Origin of the sequence: Stieleria neptunia (genome assembly GCF_007754155.1) — a bacterium.
GTDB lineage: Bacteria > Planctomycetota > Planctomycetia > Pirellulales > Pirellulaceae > Stieleria > Stieleria neptunia.
This window is the reverse complement of sequence record NZ_CP037423.1, coordinates 3303100-3321901: the sequence shown is the minus strand read 5'-3', so window position 1 is coordinate 3321901 and position 18802 is coordinate 3303100. Positions and strand designations below refer to the sequence as shown.

Below are 18802 nucleotides of genomic sequence, written 5' to 3'. Positions count from 1 at the left end.
CCACGTTCACAGTCGCCCAGGAAGCCCGATCGGCATCCTCGACGGAGGGGGCATTCGGAACAATAAGTGGCGTAAGCTTCCAGCTTGCGTTGCCGGAATCGCAAGCTGGAAGCTTACGCCACAGGCCTCACCGATGGGGGGAGCACCGCTAGGAAGCAGGCCGGGAACCTGCAAAACTCTGGGATGCTGATTATTGTGTTGCGTCCCCCATCCCTTACTTTTCTTCTTAGGCCGTTTCGATCTCGGCGTCGATGCCCCCCGCTTTTCAGTGATTTATCTCGACTTCAATCGTACCACGCCCCTGGCGCCCTCGGTCCTCGAGGCGATGCAGCCGTATTGGTCGACGCACTACATGTTGCCCGGCCAAGAGCACGCGCACGCCCACGCGGTCGGCGAAGCACTGGAGGGTGCGCGGGAAAGCATTGCGGCGATGGCCGGTTGCGAGTCGTTCGAAATTGTTTTCACCAGCGGCGGAACCGAAGCGAACAATTTGGCGATCCTGGGACTACTCGGGGCCGCCGAACCGGGACACGTGTTGGTCAGCCAATTGGAGCACGAGTCCGTCTTGGGCCCCCTGTCCGGTTTGCCCCGGCGGGATCCCCGCTGGACGATCGAGACAATTCCCTGTGCGCCCTCGGGCATCATCTCGCCGCTGAAGGTCGAAGCGATGCTGCGGGCCGACACGCGTCTGGTTTGTCTGCAAGGTGCCAATGCGATCGTCGGAACGATTCAACCGGTCCGTGAAGTCGCCGACCGCTGTCACAACCGCGGCATCTGTGTCCACTGTGACGCGACCCAGATGTTCGGCAAAGTCCCGGTCGACGTCAAACACTTGCGCGCCGACACCGTTGCGATCAGCGGTCACAAGTTTTACGGCCCCAAGGGATCCGGCGCGATCTATGTCCGCCGTGGTTTGCAACTGGACCCGATCACCTTTGGCGAACCGCGTGAGATGGGATTGCGTCCGGGAGCCGAGAACATCCCCGGCTGCATCGGCCTGGGCGCCGCGGCAAGTCTGGCCGAGCGTTATTGTGTCGAAGCCAACGACCAATTGGCCGAACTCCGCGACCACTTTGTCGACCATTTGTCAGAGCAACTGCCGACCCCGCCGCTCGTGCTGTGCGAAGCTTCACCGCGATTGCCCAACACCGTTGCGTTGGAATTGCCCGGGGACGCGCGGCGGATCCACGACTCGGCCAGAGAATTGGCCTTGGCGACCGCTCAAGCGCATTCACCGCCGGACGAGTTCACGCGGTCCCTGCGCGCGATCGGACGCAGCGATTCTCAAATCGGTCGCACCCTCCGCGTCTCGCTCGGTTGGACGACCAGCAACGAACAAGTCGAACGCGCCGCAAGTTTGATCGCCGAAGCGTTTGATTCGTAGCCAAGCCCTTGTTCCCAGGCTCCCGCCTTACGCCGTGAACGATTTGTTAGCGGCAGGGCGCGAGCCCTCCGGTATGTTGGCAAAGATGCGGAACCGGAGGGCTTGCGCCCTGCCGCTAAAACCTCGACAAACACAGGGAATAAATCGTTCACGGCGTAGGGCTCCCGCCTCGCGACCACCGAAAACGTGTGGCGGAGCCACACCGGCATTGCGTTCCCAGGCAGAGCCTGGGAACGAGTTACCGCCTACGGTGTTTCTTCGAAACCGACCTGGTTGATTTCCAACAGCGCGGGTTCGTTGATGTAGACGCCGCGGAAATCTGGCGGCTGGGGCTGGTTCTTGATCCGGATGCCACAACGGCTGCAGTCTCCACCGGGGACCGCTTCGGTGGTCGTTCCCGGCAGCGACAGCAAGTATTCTGGATCGATCGGACCGGGATCGATCCACAGCCCTTCGGGCGTTAGTTCCATCGTTCCCAGATCCAAGTCCAATCCGCGGCGAATCACTTCGTAGTTGACGAAGATGTTGAGCAACGAGTTCTGGGCGTCCAGCAAATCGCCGAGTGCGGAAATCGTATCGCGAGCCGCGGTCGGTCCACTGCTGAGTCCGCGGGCGTCGCGGAGTTCGCGAATGTCTCCATTCAACTCGATTTGCGAGGCCGCAATGCGAACCGCCTGGCGTCCGTATTCAAAGTTCACGCGGTTGACTTGCAACTGGCGGACTTGTGCCCGCAACAACAACCAAATGCTGTCTTCGAATTCGTAATATCCACGTTTGGCTTGTTCAAATTCGATCAGCGACTGCCGATAGGTGTTGCGTTCTTGCAGTCGCGTGATCGGAGCGTCCCATTCCAGTCCGACGCTCAACGTGCTCGACTTTCCGCGGAGTGCGAAGGGATTGTTCTCCCCCGCCGCGGTTCCGACACCGCCGCTGACGCGAATGTCCAGCGAACTTTCCAGGTCGTCGGCAATAAACTCGATCGCGCGCCAGCTGTCGACCAGTGCCGCCCGAGCGTTGGCCCAATCGCGACGATTCCGCCGAGCAATCTCAAAGGCCTCGGCGGGCTGGATGTTGACATCCGGCAGCAACGCGCTTTCGGTGCGGGCGCGAGCCTGAATCAGTTGCATCGTCAGGATGTCATCGCCCAAGTCAGACAATAGGTCCTGCGTCGCCAGGATCAGCTCTTCGCGGATCTTCTTGGACAACTCGGTCGGTGTTTCGCCTTGGGGCCCCTCCTTCAAGAATCGATCGAGCGAGGCATTGATGGTCGCCAAGTTCGCCCGGTACGAATCCAACCGCCCCATCAAGGCGTCATAAGAATTCCCCAAGTAGGTCTGCAGGGTCGCGAGTTCACTGACGTCAAACACGGACTCGTCAATCTTGTCGACCTGAAGAAGCGTGCAAATGTTCTCCCGTTCGGTCTCGTAGAGTTCGAGCAATTGATCATTCTGTTTGATTCGCAACGGAATCGTTTCGGCCAGGTTTTCGATGTCGGTTGCCACCTTCGGCGCGTCATCCTGCTGAAGCTCCGCGAGGAATGCCTCCAGTGGCTGCAGTTCGGCCTGCAATTGACCGACCGTCTCCTCAACCGTCGGCGTCCAAGACAGCCTTGAAACCGGCAGTCCCGTATCCGGATCGGTCCCTGATTCTGTTTCACCGAGCAACGTCAGGTTGAGTTCGCCGACGGTGCTGCGCAGTTGAATCAGTTGCTCGCGTCGTGAACGCAAGTCGCGATCGATCAGTTCAAAACGCTCTAACAGCGGGTCTTGGATCCGTGCGCAGATGTAAGGCGGCAGACCGAGTGTGCCCATGAATCGATCCAGCGAGGCTTGGTAGGCCGCTTGTCGCGTCACGAGCTGGCTTTGTGAATTCAACAGGGCGCTCTTTTGTTGGGCGACCTGCAATCGTTGCGAGACAATCTCTTGGGGGTCATCCGGAATCGTCGTCAACAATTCGATCAGCGTGTTTTCCAACACCAACTGGTTCTCGCTCAACCGTGCGATGTTCTCTTCCAGGTTGCGGATCTGCAGTTGATCCTGCAGCAACCCCATGAACCCGCCGGCATCCTGAACACCGCCGAAGCCGCCACCACCGGTGCTCACACCACCGACCAAACCACTGCCCAACCCCGTGAAGCCAGACAGTCCGACACCGAACACACCACCGCTCCGGCGGACCTGACTTTCCAGTCCTCGGCCCACGGTGACGTTCAGGTAAAAGCTGCGTCGGAATCGTTCAAAGGATCGAATGTTGGCCAACAGGGCACGCTCGGCCAGCGTCAACCGTGTCATCACCTTGTCTCGACCGGCCTGTCGCAACAGCGGTTGAAACAGCTCGAAGCTCATCAGCGAACTCGCACTTTGCGTGTTGTTGCCGCTGAGTTCCCAGACGATGCTGTTGGCCACTCCGGCCACCAGACTTCCACCGGTCGTGAACGCCCGATTGAAACTGAGGCCGGTGGCGCCGACTCCTAGTTCGGAACTGTCGCCCCCACCGGTCATGTCATAGAACGCGCCGCTGCCACCAAAGAATTGCGTGTCGAACTGGAATCGTTCGCTGCTGACATCAAGCGCCGACAAATACAACGTCTCAAGTTGTTGCTGATACTCCGTCGAATGCAGCAGCGCAATCTGCACCGCCGTGTCGGCGTTGATCACCAGCACACCGTCCTCGTTGAGCGGCAAGAACTGCCACCAGTCCGGGTTCTCGACCGAATTGGTGAATCCCGCCGCGTCCCACATCGGGTAGCCGCGACGCCCGTCGACGCACTGCATGTAGCGATGCGACGCCGGATCGTCCATCGGCATGGGTTGAAAATCCAGGTCGAACGGGTTGTACATCCGGCTGCGTCGGTCGACATCGATCCCCAAATCGGCATTCGGTCGCCGTGCCAGATGGGAGGTTTTCTCCTGCAACAGGCAATGGACCTCCTGGTCGGCCTGTTTGCGGTAGTACTGGCGGTGGCATCCGATCGCGCTCAACCCGGTGAGGGCTGCCAACGACGCGCTGAGCAGCGCCGCGGCGAAGCGGTTTCGTTTGCCCGAGGTCCCGGTCCGGCTCGTTCGCACTTTGCGCAAGGTCTGTTTTGTAGCCACGTTTGATCCGCGATTCCGTTCGAATGGTTACGATGCGGCGAATTGCTACCAAAAGGCAAATCGCTGCGAGTCAATCGAGTCGTTCAATTGGCATTGCCAGAACAACCCAACCATCGATTCGGACAAGAAGGAATCGAATCATCACCGTTTCGGCAGCCGAGTGGGCGGTTTTGGCACGCCAGGGGGGCCGGTTGTTCCGGCTGTGACGGTGATTCGGCTTGACGCCCCCACTCTGGAAATCCCCTGACAGCCGGAAAGCCTGCCCGAATCAGCCGCGAATTTGGCGATTGGGGCAGAGGAAGACTGAATCGGCCAGGCAAGATGCTCCGAAACCATAGAAATGCTTGACGCTCTATCTTGCCCAACTTAGTATCCAACGGTTGGAAACCCGCACCTTTTCCGCACCAAAACCGTTTCCGAGCCTAATCGAAGGCCTCAGACGCCGGCGCCGCACCGCGTGGGCCCCTAAAAATCGCCTCCTCTGACGACGATCTGTCGCCGCCCAACCATCATGAAATTTATTATTCTGGCAGTCTTGTTGGCGATGTTCATCGCCTTCGTCGTGATGGTGGTCAAAGCGGCCAAACAGTGGCGTTGGTACCACATCACCAGCGCGGTGATCGCGATGTTGCTGGCGATCGTGCTGCTGTTCCCGACCGCAGGCGTGCTGAAAAGTCGCCAGGCGTGGCACAAGATCAAAGAAGACTTGGAAAAGCGACTGGCGAATGTCGAGGACGAGAATCGCCAGCTGCAATTTGGTGACGGCGGTGGCGCGACCGGAGCCGAAGGTTTGAAATCGCTGTCGCTGAAGCTGTCCAACCTCGGCACCGAAGCCGGCCGCCGCTGGCGAAGCTTGGCCTTCGGCGGCGCCGATCCCTCCGGCCAGATCATCTTGCGAGCCAACACCGCCCCCGTCGTGCCCGGTCAGCCGGCCCCGGAGGCGGATGCCGCGGCCGGTCCCTTGGTCCCCGTCGGCTTGGTCGTTTATGGGTTCGCCGAAGGCAAGTTCCGTGACCTGGAACAACCCGTCCCGATGGTTTATCTGGGCGAGTTCAAAGTGATCGCCAGCCAACCCAATGTGGTCACGATTGCCCCGACGTTCCCCTTGGAACGCAACCAATTGGACGCCATCAACAGCGGTCGGGCGACCAGTTGGTCCCTCTACGAAATGTTGCCCCTGGACGGTCACGAGCCCTTCATTGCCGAAGGCAGCAAGGCAGACGAAGACAACATTCTGGGACGCGTCGACGACGAATTGGTCAAGATGATCTTGCGAGCCAATCGGGAAGAGTCCAACAAAGAAACCATCGCCAACTACCTCCGCGACGGTCAACGGGGATCCCCGGAAGACCCCGCGGCCCGCTGGATCAAAGTCCGATTCGACAAAAAGTACACGATCGACGTCGACAGCCCCGAGCAACGTGGTGCGCTCGAAGGCGGCTTCTTTGACAACAACGGACGAGCGGTCGATAGCAGTCTACAACGCGCCGATGGCGGGTCGATCACGTTTGCCGTCGGCGACGAATTGGTCGTCAAAGAGGAAGCCGCCAAACTGCTGATCGATCAAGAGAAAGTCGCCTCGCTGGTCGACACCTATTACCTGCGACCGCTCAACGATTATCGCTATGTCTTGCGACGCATTCGATTGCAAATCAGCGAACTCGATATCCGCATCGCCGAAATGCAGTACGAGAAACAGGTCTTGGACGCCGCGATCGCCGCCACTCTGGGCATGTTGGAAAAGGGACAAGAGGAAAAGCTGAAGCTCGAACAGGATCTCGCCCAACACCAAGTCGAAAACGTGGCGTTGAAGGAATACTTTGACCAGGTTCGCGAAGACTTGCGGCAAATGAAAGAAGCCACGTCGGTGCTCTATCGCGACAACTTCGTCAAACTCCGTCAGATCCAACAACTCGCCGCCGCCGCAATGCTGACGGACACTTGAGCGTCTAACGTCCCGGGCGGAAAACAAGTGGGATAGGCTTCCAGCCTGTCGATAAATAAGTGGGATAGGCTTCCAGCCTGTCGATAAATAAGTGGGATAGGCTTCCAGCCTGTCGACGCTGGAATGACAGCCCGGAAGCCTATCCCACTCGCTAGATCCGACACTTATTTTCCGATCGGTTCTAACGCGCCGCGCGGAACGGACGGTCGACCCCATCAGTCACCGCACTGAGGTACAACCCCGCTCCCGTCGCGACCGGTTCCTGTTTGTTCAAGTGATCCCGGACCTCGCGCATCACGTCACGACGTGAAATTTGACCGAGCAACCGCCGATCGGAATCCAAGACCGGCAACCTGCGGCAGGACGCATCCAGGAACGTCTGCGCGATCGAAAGCAAGTCCGTGCGCGCTCCAATGGTCGGGGGATCGGTGTCGACAAACGCCATCACGTTGTTCGAAGGCATCTGCTCGTAGGCCGCATTGACCACGAATCGGATACACGACTTCTCCGAAAAAATCCCCAAAAAACGATCGTCTTGATCGACCACCGGTGCACCAGAAATTCGATGCTGCAACAGCACATCGAGGGCTTCCAGAACGTCCATGTCTGGCGAGAGGGTCGTCAGGTTCGATACCATCATGTCGCGTGCACAGGTGTTGGGCGTCATAAGGCTTGCTCCGGGAGAGAATCAGAAGGAAGAAAAACGATCCCGAGGCATCCTTCAGAAGACTGCCCGGGGATTCCGTTTTTTGCCGAAGCGACGGCGGTGTCAAGAAAATTCTTGAGCCCTGGAGATCGATGGCAGGGGCGATGCGCGACGTCGTTGGTTTCGCTGCGGTATCGCCAGGCTCGCCAAAAGTCCGCTGTGGCGTTAGGTTTTCCGTATCGGGGCGGATGTTTCCCTCCACCTGGCCACACGCCGTGCGATGCCATGTGATTCTTTTCACAACCCCAGGAGAAAATCCAATGAAAGGCCAATGGGTCGAAATCGAATTCGATTGTCTGCCGCTCCGGAGCGTGTCGCGATTGGATGCGCCCCTGGACGCCTCGCCGGCGTACGAGCAGTTCGTCCAGCGGGTCAAGGCGGCGATGAAAAAGCACGGTACCCACAACACGTATTACCTGCACCGTTGCACGTGCGTGTTTCACCTGACCAACGCGACCAATCGCGGTGAGATCGCGTTCGAATTCGAAGGCACCGCGCTGACGGGCCAGGAAGACCGCAAAACCCGATCGGTGGATCTGACGGTCAAACTGCTACGCGAGACCTGCGGCTGGCTGTCCCAACCGATCGTGGATTTTTTCGCCGAGTCGGTTCAGCACGCCGTTTTGGTCGAATTCGATCGTTACATCGAGGCCGGTGATCTGTCCAAAACCGAAGCCCGAATGCAGAAGCTGGCCGAAGAAAACGAACTCGGGCAGGGGTTTGTGGGGATGTACTTGTAGCCGCTGGTATCCCTTCGGAGCATTGGTGTCTCCACCACTTCAGTCACCCTCCCTGGCAGGGAGGGTCGAGCGCAGCGAGGGGAGGGTCTACTTGTTCCCGGGCTCCGCCTGGGGACACACTGTCACGGAGGCTCCTGCCTCCTACCGGCCAGCGGCGTGTGGCGGAGCCACACCGAACGTGCGTTCCAAGGCAGAGCCTTGGAACGAGGCAAGCCTATCCCACTTTACTTGTTCCCGGGCTCCGCCTGGGAACACACGGTCACGGAGGCTCCTGCCTCGTACCCGCCATCGGCGCGTGGCAGAGCCACAGCGGATGTGCGTTCCAAGGCGGAGCCTTGGAACGAGGTACGGTGGGGCACACTCAGACTACCCCAACACGCCGCGCGCCAGCTTCAGATACCCGCCGCCGGTCGGATCGTCGATGTCGATCTCGGGATAGTTCTTCGGCGGCTGTTTCTTGGATCCCGGTTTCTTTTGCGGCCGCAGCGGAATGTAGGCGCGTTTGGCGTCGACGATCCGCACCGGGTACTTCGAATGTTTGGCCAACAGATCGACGCGGCGACGCTGGGTGTAGTGCAGCACGATGAACCGTGCGTCGCTGGTGATCGACGCGATCTGCCAAGCGGCGGCATCGAGTCGCAGTTCGGCCAACTCCAGCATCCGCTCGGCCGCCTCGGGCAGCGGGCCGAATCGGTCCAACAACTCCTCGCGAATCAATCCGATCTCGTCGGCGCTTTCGATTTTCGCGATCCGGCGATAGAGATCGATCTTGTGTCGCAAATCGGGAACATAGTCCGGTGCCAGATAGGCTTCGATCGGCAGGTCGATGTCGACGTCTGCGGACAAGGCCGGCGGCAGATTTTGCATCTGGCGGACGGCGTCTTCGAGCAACTGGCAATACATCTCGTAGCCGATCGCGGCGATGTGCCCGCTCTGCTGGCTGCCGAGCAGGTTTCCCGCGCCACGGATTTCCAAGTCGCGCATCGAGATCGCGAACCCGGCTCCCATCTGGCTGAACTCCTCGATCGCCCGCAGACGTTTGCTCGCTTCGGGCGACAGGTGTTTGTGGGGCGCCACCATCATGTAGCAGAACGCCTGGTGTTTGTACCGTCCGACGCGGCCACGCAACTGGTGCAGATCGCTCAATCCGTAGTGGTCGGCATCATCAATGAAGATCGTGTTGGCGTTGGGAATGTCCAACCCGCTTTCGATGATCGTGGTCGCCAGCAACATGTCGTACTTGTGTTCGATGAAGTCGACCATGACTTGTTCCAGTTCGCCTTCGGCCATTTGACCGTGTCCGATCACGATCCGAATCTCGGGAACAATGTTTCGAATCTTCTCGACCACCCGCTCCATGTCACCGATCCGATTGTGCACCATGAAGATCTGGCCGCCACGGTTCAGCTCGCGTACGATCGCGCTGCGAATCAGTTTGTCGTCCCAGCGGGTGACGACGGTTTCGACACTGCGGCGTTCGGCCGGCGGTGTTTCTAAATTGCTGATATCGCGAACGCCGACCAACGCCATGTGCAACGTTCGCGGGATCGGGGTCGCCGAAAGCGTCAGGACATCGACGTTGGAATGTTTATTCTTCAAGCGTTCCTTGACGCCGACGCCGAACCGCTGTTCTTCATCGATGACCACCAGTCCCAGATTCGAGAACGCGATGTCTTTGCCGGCCACGCGGTGGGTGCCGACGACGATGTCCACCTTTCCCGCCCGCAGATCCTTCAGCGTTTGGCGTTGCTCGGCCGCGGTGCAAAACCGGCTGAGTTTTTCGATGCGGACGGGGAACTCGGCCATCCGATTGCGGAAGTTATGAAAATGCTGTTCGGCCAACACGGTCGTCGGCACCAACACGGCGACCTGGTAGCCGCTGGTCACCGCTTTAAACGCCGCCCGCATGGCGACTTCGGTTTTGCCGAATCCGACGTCGCCACAGATCAAGCGGTCCATCGGCTTGGCCAGTTCCATGTCGTCTTTGCAGTCGGCGATCGCGGTGACCTGGTCGGGTGTTTCCTGGTAAGGAAAACTGGCGTCAAATTGCTGTTGCCAGATGTGATCGGGGTCAAACGCGATGCCTTGTCGACCGGTCCGTTTGGCTTGCAATTCCAGCAACTCACTGGCCATGTCGGTCACCGCCGACTCGGCCGCTTTCTTCTGTCGAACCCACGCTTGCCCGCCGATCTTGGCCAGCTTGGGACGGTTCTTGGTGCCGCCGACGTAGCGTTGGATCAAACCGATCCGCGAGGCGGGGACATAGATTTTGGAACCGCCGTCGTATTCGATCACCAGATGCTCGACGTGCTGGCCGTTTTTTTCGATGTGATCGAGTCCGCGGTAGAGTCCGATGCCGTGTGAGAGGTGAACGACCAAGTCGCCCGCTTCCAACTGCATCGTTGCCGTGATCGGTTTCCCGGGAGCGCGGGTCTTGCCGCGTCGAACCGGACTGCGGTGGAACAGTTCGGCGCCGGTCAGCACCAAACGCTTTGCGGCGGCCAGCCGGAATCCGCCGCTGATCTGAGCGACGGCCGGCTTGATGTGTCCGCTCCGCGCGGCCTCGGTTTCGGCCAACAATTCCATCAGCCGCTGGCTGTCCGAGGGCGTGTCACCGACCAGCAGGATTTCGTGGTCGGCGGCGACCGTGTCGATCCGCGTTTGCGTCTCTTCGAGCGCCAGTGCAAAACCGTCGGCGCTGGTCGACTGCAGATCGATCGTCGTCTCGGCACCTTCGTTCAGCAGCGCCGCCGTGACCACTTTCAGGTGCGCCATCGACGCCAGCAACGCATTGAAATCGGTGAAATGGCTGTGGTCGTCGGTTCGCCCGAGCAGGGTTTCGGCCGACAGCTTGCTGTCGTGGGGGTCGACCAGAATCACCAACGTGTCGTCGGGCAAGTAATCGGTGATCGGCCCCATTTCGATGTCGTGCAGGGAATCTTCAGACGTCTGATCGTCCGCGCCGACCGCCGTGATCTCGACCTCGCCGATCGATTCGACACTGCGTTGGCTGCCCAGGTCGAACTTGCGAATCGATTCGATTTCATCTCCGAACCATTCGACCCGAATCGGGTTGGATTGGTCGACCGAAAAAATGTCCATCAACCCGCCCCGCGTCGCATACTCGCCCGGCAATTGCACGGCGGTGGTCGCGACAAACCCGCTCTGGTCGAGCCACCGGGCGACCTCGTCCATCGCGATTTCGTCCCCCACGGCCAGGCTGCGGGTGGACGCTTCCAGCTGAGCCGGGGTGGGCACCAATTGGATCGCCCCGCCGATGTACGCGGTCACCAGCAACGGGGCGGTGTCGTCGGGGGCGCGCCCGCGCAGCTTTTGCAACACTTGCAACCGCTCGGCCAGATCGCTGTCGGCCAACGCGTGTTTGCCGGACCGCCCCACGCTCAACGGCAGCGCGACCGAGTCGGCGATTCCGAACGCGATCGCATCGCCGGCGACGACATCGGCGTCGGCCGCCTGGGGCAGCAGCATCAACACGTTGGGGCAGCGTCGCGCGGCGGCCGCGGCCAACACCGCCCGCAGCGATCCCCAGACCCCCGAAAATGCCAGCTGGTCTCCCGGCGAACACGCCGCGATCACTTCGCTGACCCGCGCCTGCTCGTCCAGCAGGTCGACGATTTCGTGTAGACGCTGCGTTCCGAGGGGGCTGGCGATGGACAAGGTCGATCGATGGGTTTCAGTGGAAAGGGCGGTGGTTTGTGCCGTCGGTGGATTGTGCCGTCGGTGTTTTGTGCCGTCGGGCAACCAGTGGGCGCGCCGAAGGCAGCCCCACGGTCAGGTGCCGGCCAAATTCTATCAGGCCAACTCTCGGAAATAATCCCCACCGGTAGCAGCTCGAGCCCGCCGATGACAGGGCGCCGAAAATCCGTGGGTTCGCGCTGCCATCGGTGGGGCCAGGAATCGTTTCATCGTTCCGCAAGGAACAGCCTGACCCCTTTTCCGCGGGGCGGTTCACAGGGCACCATTTTGAAGTGACAATCTGGGCTGAACACGGACTGGGCTGAACACTGAATCCATTCACCGGGAGAGCACGCTAAATGAGTATCGGAATCGGAATCGTCGGCTGCGGCATGATCGCAAATTTCCACGCACGGGCCATCGCCGACGCCGCTGGCGCCCACCTGGTCGGTGCCTGCAGCCGCCGCAAGGAGGAGTACGAACCGTTCGCCGCCGAGCACAACTGTCGCGGATTCGCCTCGTTGGAGGAAATGCTGGCCGACCCCGAGGTTCAAGCCGTGTCGATCTGCACGCCGAGCGGATTGCACCTGGATCCCGCCGTCGCCGCCGCCCAAGCCGGCAAGCACGTGATCGTCGAAAAACCCCTCGAAATCACGACCGAACGTTGCGATCAAATCATCCAGGCCTGTGACGAAGCCGGGGTCCAACTGAGCGTGGCGTTCCAAAGTCGATTCCACGAGTCCAGCCGGTTGATGAAGGAAGCCGTTGATACGGGACGCTTCGGGAAAGTCACCATGGGCGATGCCTACGTCAAGTGGTACCGCAGCCAAGCGTATTACGACAGCGGCGAATGGCGTGGGACCTGGAAACTCGACGGCGGCGGAGCGTTGATGAACCAGGCGATTCACAGCGTTGATCTGCTGGTCTGGCTGATGGGGCCGGTCAAACAAATCAGCGCCATGACGTCGACCCTGACCCACGAGCGCATCGAAGTCGAAGATGTTGCCGTCGCCACGCTGCAATTCGAAAGCGGCGCGCTGGGGGTCATCGAAGCCACGACGACGGCTTACCCGGGAGCCCTCAAACGCATCGAAATCAGCGGCAGCGAAGGTAGCGCGATCCTGGAAGAGGAAGACATCAAGGCCTGGGAATTCGCCAACGAAACCCCGGCGGATGAAAAAATTCGCGCCGAAATGATCGGCAAGACCGATACCGGCGGCGGTGCGTCCGACCCGTCCGCGATCAGCCACGACGGCCACACGAAGATCTTTGAAGAAACCATCAACGCGATCAACGAAGGCCGCCCGTCACTGATCAACGGCCACGAAGGCCGACGCAGCGTCGAAGTGATTTGTGCGATCTACGAAAGTGCCAAAACCGGCAAGATCGTCACGCTCGGCTGAGGCACCCGCGGGCTGACAGGTGGCCTTCCGATCCCAATTGGGATCGCAGTAAGTCGCGGGTGACATGACCCCGGAAGGGGTCAAAGCCAGTAGCCGGAGGTGAGCGTCGCGACACCTCCGGAGATCCGGCCACGCACCTGACGCGACCCCGAAGGGTGTCGAAGCAAATCGCGCCCGAGCCTCACGACCGGCCTGCTGCCTCACCGCCGGCGGATTGATTCGCTGGGACCCCGTCCGGGGTCGATTGGAACCCGGGACTGGCTGCCCGGAGGTGGCGCTGCGCGAACCTCCGGCTACCCGCTGAAATCCCTCCGGGATACTGCAAATCACGTCACCGACTCTCCCAAAACCGTCGCGCCGCTCGGATGAACGGCACGTAGCTGGCCAATTGTTCCGGCGGCAGACGCGTCAACCGTTGTTCGTACTCGGACAACCAATCCCGAAAAAACTGAACGCTTTCCGGACTGACCCGCCGCCGGCCGTCAAACTCGATCCACCACGGCGCGGTGACGGCCGCGCGGTAATGCTCGCCGTGCAGCGTCATCACACGGAGGATCACCCAACCGCTTTCGGCAGCCATGATCGGCGGGATCTCACCGCCGGCTTTGGCAAATTCATCCAGGCGTGCACTGTAATGCACGCGATTGTTGTGAATCACTTCCAAGTATTCGACCGGGTCGCGCACCGCCAGGTTCAACTCCGGCTGGATCCGCAACACCTCGCCGCTGCGGCCTCGAAAGACATGCCCGGGCAACTTGCCGCCGACCAGCGGACGCATCAGCGGTCCGTTGGTCGCCACGCTGGTGCCGGCCCAGGCGGCGTCCCACCAGGCCTGCTGGGTCGGTGGCGCGGCCGGTGATTCCACGCCGTCACCGCCCTGGGACGGCTTGGACGTGACGTAGAGGCGGTTGTATCCGATCGGGGTTTTCGCCGACCGATCCCCGCCGCCGGCCAACGGCACCAGCGCGATGCCGGCATCGAGTGCGTGTCGATAGATCCGCTCGGCGTAGCGGCCGACTTGAGTCGGTTCGGCCAGCGAAAACGAGGCCGGCGTGCGGCCGTCGCGTACCGACACGACACGCCGGTCCAGCCGCAGCCAATCGCCCAGCACGAAGATGCCGTCGACTTTCCCGCTGGCCAACCAGACCGGCAGCTCCCAGGCGAACGGGTTTTCGATTCCGATTTTGACGTCGTCAGCGTTTTCGTTTCTCGTCACCGCGACCAGCTCCGCCAACGAGTGTTCGGTCGGCTCGAGCGTCGAAGCAAGCTGCGAGTCGAATCCGAAATAGACCAACCCGCGATCTTGCGTCAGGTCGGTGCGAATCCACGTCGGTTCGTGTTCGATCGAATCGTCGGAATCGCGTCGGGGAATCGGTTTGGCCGGCCGTTTGCCCAGCACCGCGGCGACGTGCAGATCCTCCGACGCCATCCTCAGCGGCACGCTTTCGGACGAGGCGACGACACAGCAATCGCCGGCCAACCATCCCTCGGCCGCCATGTCGACCATCCGCGGCAACGCGACGTTTTTTTCGTCCAGGCTCGTTTTTTCCAATTCAAACGTGCCATTGATCACCCGGTATTCGGGGCCGCGAACGATGCGAAATCGATACGGCCCGTCCGGCAATTCCAGCACCACGCTGCGATCGACGACGACGCCGATCCCCGCCGAGACGGTTTGACGCACGGGCATTTGCTTTTCCCGCGGCCCCGACGGCGCGGCACCGCGAAAAAACTCGACGCGTGAAATCACCGGTTCGCCTGTCGTTTCGTCTTGCAACTTCAACGTCAACGAACCGCCTGCGGCCAGACAGGGACTGGCCGACGTCACCAGAACGCCTACAGTAAACGCCCAACGGGCGGATCTTTGCCGTAATTTCATCCGAGATTCGTTCCGATACGATTGCGGCGCAAGCTTTGCTCCCTCTAGCCAGGTGGCGCGGACCGTGCCAAGTTTGTCACCAACCAAGTATAAACCCTCCCCAATCTGACTGACCGTTAGAGAACATTTTTGCCGTGGCTGAAGACCTTTACCAAACACTCGGCGTCGCCCGAAACGCTTCGAAAGACGAAATCAAGAAAGCGCATCGCAAGCTGGCGATCAAGTTTCACCCTGACAAAAATCCGGGAAAGGACTCGCAAGAAAAATTCAAACGCATCCAGGAAGCGTACGACGTTCTAAGCGATGACGACAAACGGGCGGCCTATGACCGCTACGGCAAGGATTTTGAAAAGATCCGCGGCGGCGGCTACCAGGGGGCGGCACCGGGAGGATTCGACGGGCTGGACCTGGAACAGATCTTCGGACGTGGCGGCGGTGGCGGTGGTGCCGGCGGCCAACCCGGGGGATTTAATTTTGAAGGCGGATTTGGCGACTTTTTTGAGCAAATCCTCGGCGGCGGCGGCGGCGGACGCGCGCCCGGGGGACGCGCCGGCGGAGGACGGGCGCGGGCCGCTCAACCCCGACCGCCACAAAAGGGCGAAAACATCCGTCACGAACTGGAGCTTCCGCTAAAACTGGTCGCCCGCGGCGGGGAAACGGAATTCTATCTCGGCGACGAAAAGTTGGCCGTCACGATTCCGCCCGGCGTGGCCGAAGGCGCCAAAATGCGACTCCGCCAACAGGGCGCTCCCTCGCCCAACGGCGGCGAACGAGGCGATTTGATCTTGGTGATCAAAACCTCGCCCCATCAACACTACCGCCGCCGCGGCCAGAACCTGGAACTGACCCTGCCGATCTCGATCAGCGAAGCGGCGCTGGGGACCAGCGTCGACGTGCCGACCCCCTCGGGTGTCGTCACCTTGAACATTCCCGCGTGCAGCAGCGGTGGCCGCAAGCTCCGACTCAAAGGACAGGGCATTGCGTCCCAATCGGGGTCCAGCGGCGATCTGATCGTCCAGCTGCAAGTCCGGCTTCCCGAATCGATCGACGAGGAGTCCAAGGAGTTGCTCCGGCAGTTCGCGGACAAGAACCCCCAGTCGCTGCGTGATGACTTGTCCTTTTGACGGTCCATCATGAAACCCCATGCCTTTCCCAAGTCGAAACGCGTCGTCAGCGGTCGCTCGTTTACCCTGGCCCTGCGCAAGGGCGGCTGCGCGGCCGACGGTTGTTTGGTCGTGTTCGCCTTTCCCCGTCGGTCCGGTGATGATCGTTCCCATCAGCCGCGACGGCTGGGCGTCACGATCCCCAAGAAAACGGGAAACGCCGTCGTTCGCAATCGCTGGAAACGCTGGATCCGCGAGTCGTTCCGAACGCAACAAGCCGCCTTTCCCGTCGGGTTCGATTTCGTCGTCCGCCCCAAAAAAGACGCCGTCGGCAACTGGAACGCGATTCAGCGGTCCCTGCCCAAACTGGCCCACAAAGCGGTCCGGCGGCTGAAACCCAAGGGCCGCTAGTGGTGCGTCTCGATTGAACGTCGGTGCGTGCCCCGAATGGCACGGGCAAGAGTGTTGGTGTGCAGGCTTTAGGAGACCGTCCAGCTTAAGGCGATCGCTTTTCTGATGTACGATGGCCCTTCCGGGCCGTCGCCCGTGGGGCTCTGCGCGACGACCTAGAAAGGACGTCGTACACCCCTCCGCCGACCACCTGCCGGATCAGCGTGCCGCTGCCGCCTGATCGTCCGTTTTGGTCCAGCTGTAACGGCGATCAGGGTCCGTTTGGCCACCTACCGGGAATCGTCACGGTCTTTCGCCGCTTGCAACTTTGACGGGTCGTAGAGTTGACAGAGTTCCCCTATGGGTGGGATGTCAGAATCGAACCGACAGGTGTGTCAACGCAGGTAGAATCCAGCCCCTTTGATTCCCATGGTGAAATGCCCCCGCTGTCAGAACCGGCCCAACGAATGCTACCCGTCCCGCTGGTACAAACAGGTTCCGTTCTTGCTGACGCTGCGGATTCGCTGGCGATGCATGCGGTGCGGTGAAAAGTTTGCCGACTGGGTTTGGAGTGAGGATCCACCGAACACTCCCTACCTGCGGCCCGATTCATCGCCGAAGGATTCATCGGCCAATCATGATGACGAGGATTCGACCGGGGCAGAGCGAACGGTCGGATCGGCCACGCTGCAGTAATCCGGTCGCGACGCTGCCGTTCGATGGCGGAAGGCGTTGACGATTTCATTGTCGCGCACCAGGAACGCCCCCGGCATCTGGAAACCGTCTCCGTCAAGCTTGCCGACGCCGTGACGATTCAAGATCGCGCACATGAATCCGCGCCAAAACACCGACAGGCCGAACAGTTGTCCGATCCGCCCGCGACCTAACTCATAGGCCCGGTACAGCCGACATTCTGGGTCGCTGATGCGATCGACGTCGCCAAGATCGTAGGCCTCAAAAAACGATCGGCTCGATTCGTCGTCTCCCATGTGCACCAACACGATCCGGGTCCCTTCCGCTTCGATGCGGCTGCGTTGTTCGCGCAGGTCTTGCAGGGCTTCGCGGCAAAACGTGCAACCGCTGTGACGCAAGAACACGACCAGCAGCGGATGTTGCCGCGACAGCTCGGCGATCGTCGTGCCATGTTGCGATCGAAACAGCTCGTTGAGACGGCTGGGCGATTCGGGTTCACTCGCCCTCGCCGGCGCGTTCCAGAATTTAAAGGTCTGGTACAGAATCACCGCGAACGGCAACCACCAGATCAAGTCGTTGGTCACGTTGACCCAGCCCCACTGCAGCGGCAGTCGTCCCGTCGTACCGGGGGCGAGCACCAGGAACTGGTACGCCATCCCGATCGGGCCAAAGGACTTGCCCAAGAACCCGACCAGCACGATCGGCCAATGCCGGTACGGATCCGTCGCCGCAATCGCGTAGCCGATGCCGTAGACGCCGACGATCATGCCGACGCACTGCCAGATCCCCGGATACAGCGGCCGATCGATGCCCGTCAGGTCGAACAGATCCATCGGCCGCAGCACCACCCAGCCGCCCCAGGCGAGATTATAAATCCCCGCCGCCAGCAACACGTACGTCATCCAACTCGGATGTTCGGTCGCGATCGTCGAATTCGTACGCTTCATCAGCTCGGTTACCAAACGGGAGCGGGTCCGCCATAATGTTGCACCGTCGTCAAGTCACGTGGCGACGCACTTTAACACTCTAGCGAATCTCTACCGCGGTACATCGCCGCGGCACATCACCGCAGCCATGGACAGCGGCCTACCGATGCGAGAAAACACGATCCAACACCGCGTTCGTTACGACGAGTGCGATCCGATGGGGTTCGTCCATCACAGCGTTTACCTGCAGTACTTCGAAATCGGACGCACCGAGTTGTTGCGTGCCAGCGGTGGTCGTTACCGCGACATGGAGGACCAAGGATTATTGGTCGTGGTCGCGCGGGTCGATTGTCGCTACAAGGCGCCGGCCCGCTACGACGACCTGATCGACATTCAAACGCGGATCGCAGACGTCACCGTCGGCAAGATCGTTCATGAGTACACGATCTCGATCGAATCGCGAACACTCGTCACCGCCACGGTCACCCTGGCCGTGATCAACCGCGAAGGCCGCATCCAACGCGTCCCCCAAAGCCTGCTCGACCAGTACGGAACCGTGGCGTAAGCTTCCAGCTTGCGATCCCGGTGGCGAAAGCCACCCAGCTGCACCACCAGTGGCGTAAGCTTCCAGCTTGCGATCCCGGTGGCGAAAGCCACCCACCTGCACCACCAGTGGCGTAAGCTTCCAGCTTGCGATCCCGGTGGCGAAAGCCACCCACCTGCACCAACCGTGGCGTAAGCTTCCAGCTTGCGACCCTGGTGGCGAAAGCCACCCGCCACCTCCTTCGACGCCAAGCCGATCGCTTTTTCTTAGCGGCAGGGCGCGAGCCCTCCGAGGCTGT

12 protein-coding genes are annotated in these 18802 nt (G+C 60.7%); 7 read left to right on the top strand and 5 right to left on the bottom strand.

The annotated features are described in order from the left end of the window. Nucleotides 1-268 precede the first annotated feature (268 nt). The gene (locus Enr13x_RS11695) at nt 269-1384 is read left to right on the top strand and encodes a cysteine desulfurase family protein (RefSeq protein ID WP_145386211.1); all 1116 of its coding nucleotides are present in this window, start codon (nt 269-271) and stop codon (nt 1382-1384) included. 245 nt (nt 1385-1629) lie between these two features. On the opposite strand, the gene Enr13x_RS11690 is transcribed toward Enr13x_RS11695, so the two are convergent. Then, nucleotides 1630-4479, bottom strand: coding sequence for a TolC family protein (locus tag Enr13x_RS11690; RefSeq protein ID WP_231744222.1), 2850 nt, complete (start codon nt 4477-4479; stop codon nt 1630-1632). 511 nt (nt 4480-4990) lie between these two features. Between Enr13x_RS11690 and Enr13x_RS11685 the strand changes: the two genes are divergently transcribed. Continuing rightward, complete coding sequence (locus Enr13x_RS11685; protein WP_145386210.1) at nt 4991-6424, top strand: hypothetical protein; 1434 nt, start codon at nt 4991-4993, stop codon at nt 6422-6424. A 181-nt stretch (nt 6425-6605) separates the two neighbouring features. On the opposite strand, the gene Enr13x_RS11680 is transcribed toward Enr13x_RS11685, so the two are convergent. Further along, a complete protein-coding gene (locus Enr13x_RS11680) occupies nt 6606-7091 on the bottom strand; it encodes a CBS domain-containing protein (RefSeq protein ID WP_145386209.1) in 486 nt (161 codons plus the stop codon). A gap of 299 nt (nt 7092-7390) precedes the next feature. Between Enr13x_RS11680 and Enr13x_RS11675 the strand changes: the two genes are divergently transcribed. Then, nucleotides 7391-7870 (top strand): hypothetical protein, encoded by a 480-nt coding sequence (locus tag Enr13x_RS11675; RefSeq protein ID WP_145386208.1) that lies wholly within the window; start codon nt 7391-7393, stop codon nt 7868-7870. Nucleotides 7871-8236: 366 nt separating this feature from the next. Here Enr13x_RS11675 and mfd read toward each other — a convergent pair whose 3' ends face one another. Beyond that, complete coding sequence (mfd, locus tag Enr13x_RS11670) at nt 8237-11548, bottom strand: transcription-repair coupling factor (protein ID WP_390621077.1); 3312 nt, start codon at nt 11546-11548, stop codon at nt 8237-8239. Between the two features lie 377 nt (nt 11549-11925). Between mfd and Enr13x_RS11665 the strand changes: the two genes are divergently transcribed. Continuing rightward, nucleotides 11926-12969, top strand: a complete 1044-nt coding sequence (locus Enr13x_RS11665) for a Gfo/Idh/MocA family protein (protein ID WP_145386207.1) — start codon at nt 11926-11928, stop codon at nt 12967-12969. Nucleotides 12970-13300: 331 nt separating this feature from the next. On the opposite strand, the gene Enr13x_RS11660 is transcribed toward Enr13x_RS11665, so the two are convergent. Further along, nucleotides 13301-14848: a CehA/McbA family metallohydrolase domain-containing protein gene (locus Enr13x_RS11660; RefSeq protein WP_231744221.1), complete on the bottom strand. Its 1548-nt coding sequence runs from the start codon at nt 14846-14848 to the stop codon at nt 13301-13303. Between the two features lie 134 nt (nt 14849-14982). On the opposite strand from Enr13x_RS11660, the gene Enr13x_RS11655 reads away from it, so the two are divergent. Both Enr13x_RS11655 and rnpA read left to right on the top strand, forming a co-directional pair. Then, on the top strand, nt 14983-15972 hold the full coding sequence (locus Enr13x_RS11655) for a DnaJ C-terminal domain-containing protein (protein ID WP_145386206.1): 990 nt from the start codon (nt 14983-14985) through the stop codon (nt 15970-15972). A 9-nt stretch (nt 15973-15981) separates the two neighbouring features. Next, the gene (rnpA, locus tag Enr13x_RS11650; protein WP_145386205.1) at nt 15982-16362 is read left to right on the top strand and encodes a ribonuclease P protein component; all 381 of its coding nucleotides are present in this window, start codon (nt 15982-15984) and stop codon (nt 16360-16362) included. Nucleotides 16363-16976: 614 nt separating this feature from the next. Here the strand turns inward: rnpA and Enr13x_RS37900 are convergent. Beyond that, on the bottom strand, nt 16977-17981 hold the full coding sequence (locus Enr13x_RS37900) for a SelL-related redox protein (RefSeq protein WP_197455965.1): 1005 nt from the start codon (nt 17979-17981) through the stop codon (nt 16977-16979). Between the two features lie 127 nt (nt 17982-18108). Between Enr13x_RS37900 and Enr13x_RS11640 the strand changes: the two genes are divergently transcribed. Beyond that, a complete protein-coding gene (locus tag Enr13x_RS11640) occupies nt 18109-18525 on the top strand; it encodes an acyl-CoA thioesterase (protein ID WP_231744220.1) in 417 nt (138 codons plus the stop codon). Nucleotides 18526-18802 lie beyond the last annotated feature (277 nt).

Bases quoted from the DNA above. Each gene is read 5' to 3' on its own strand.
- rnpA (WP_145386205.1), top strand. From the start codon at position 15,982: ATGAAACCCCATGCCTTTCCCAAGTCGAAACGCGTCGTCAGCGGTCGC.
- Enr13x_RS11660 (WP_231744221.1), bottom strand. From the start codon at position 14,848: ATGAAATTACGGCAAAGATCCGCCCGTTGGGCGTTTACTGTAGGCGTT.
- Enr13x_RS37900 (WP_197455965.1), bottom strand. From the start codon at position 17,981: ATGAAGCGTACGAATTCGACGATCGCGACCGAACATCCGAGTTGGATG.
- Enr13x_RS11685 (WP_145386210.1), top strand. From the start codon at position 4,991: ATGAAATTTATTATTCTGGCAGTCTTGTTGGCGATGTTCATCGCCTTC.
- Enr13x_RS11675 (WP_145386208.1), top strand. From the start codon at position 7,391: ATGAAAGGCCAATGGGTCGAAATCGAATTCGATTGTCTGCCGCTCCGG.
- Enr13x_RS11680 (WP_145386209.1), bottom strand. From the start codon at position 7,091: ATGACGCCCAACACCTGTGCACGCGACATGATGGTATCGAACCTGACG.
- Enr13x_RS11665 (WP_145386207.1), top strand. From the start codon at position 11,926: ATGAGTATCGGAATCGGAATCGTCGGCTGCGGCATGATCGCAAATTTC.
- Enr13x_RS11640 (WP_231744220.1), top strand. From the start codon at position 18,109: ATGGACAGCGGCCTACCGATGCGAGAAAACACGATCCAACACCGCGTT.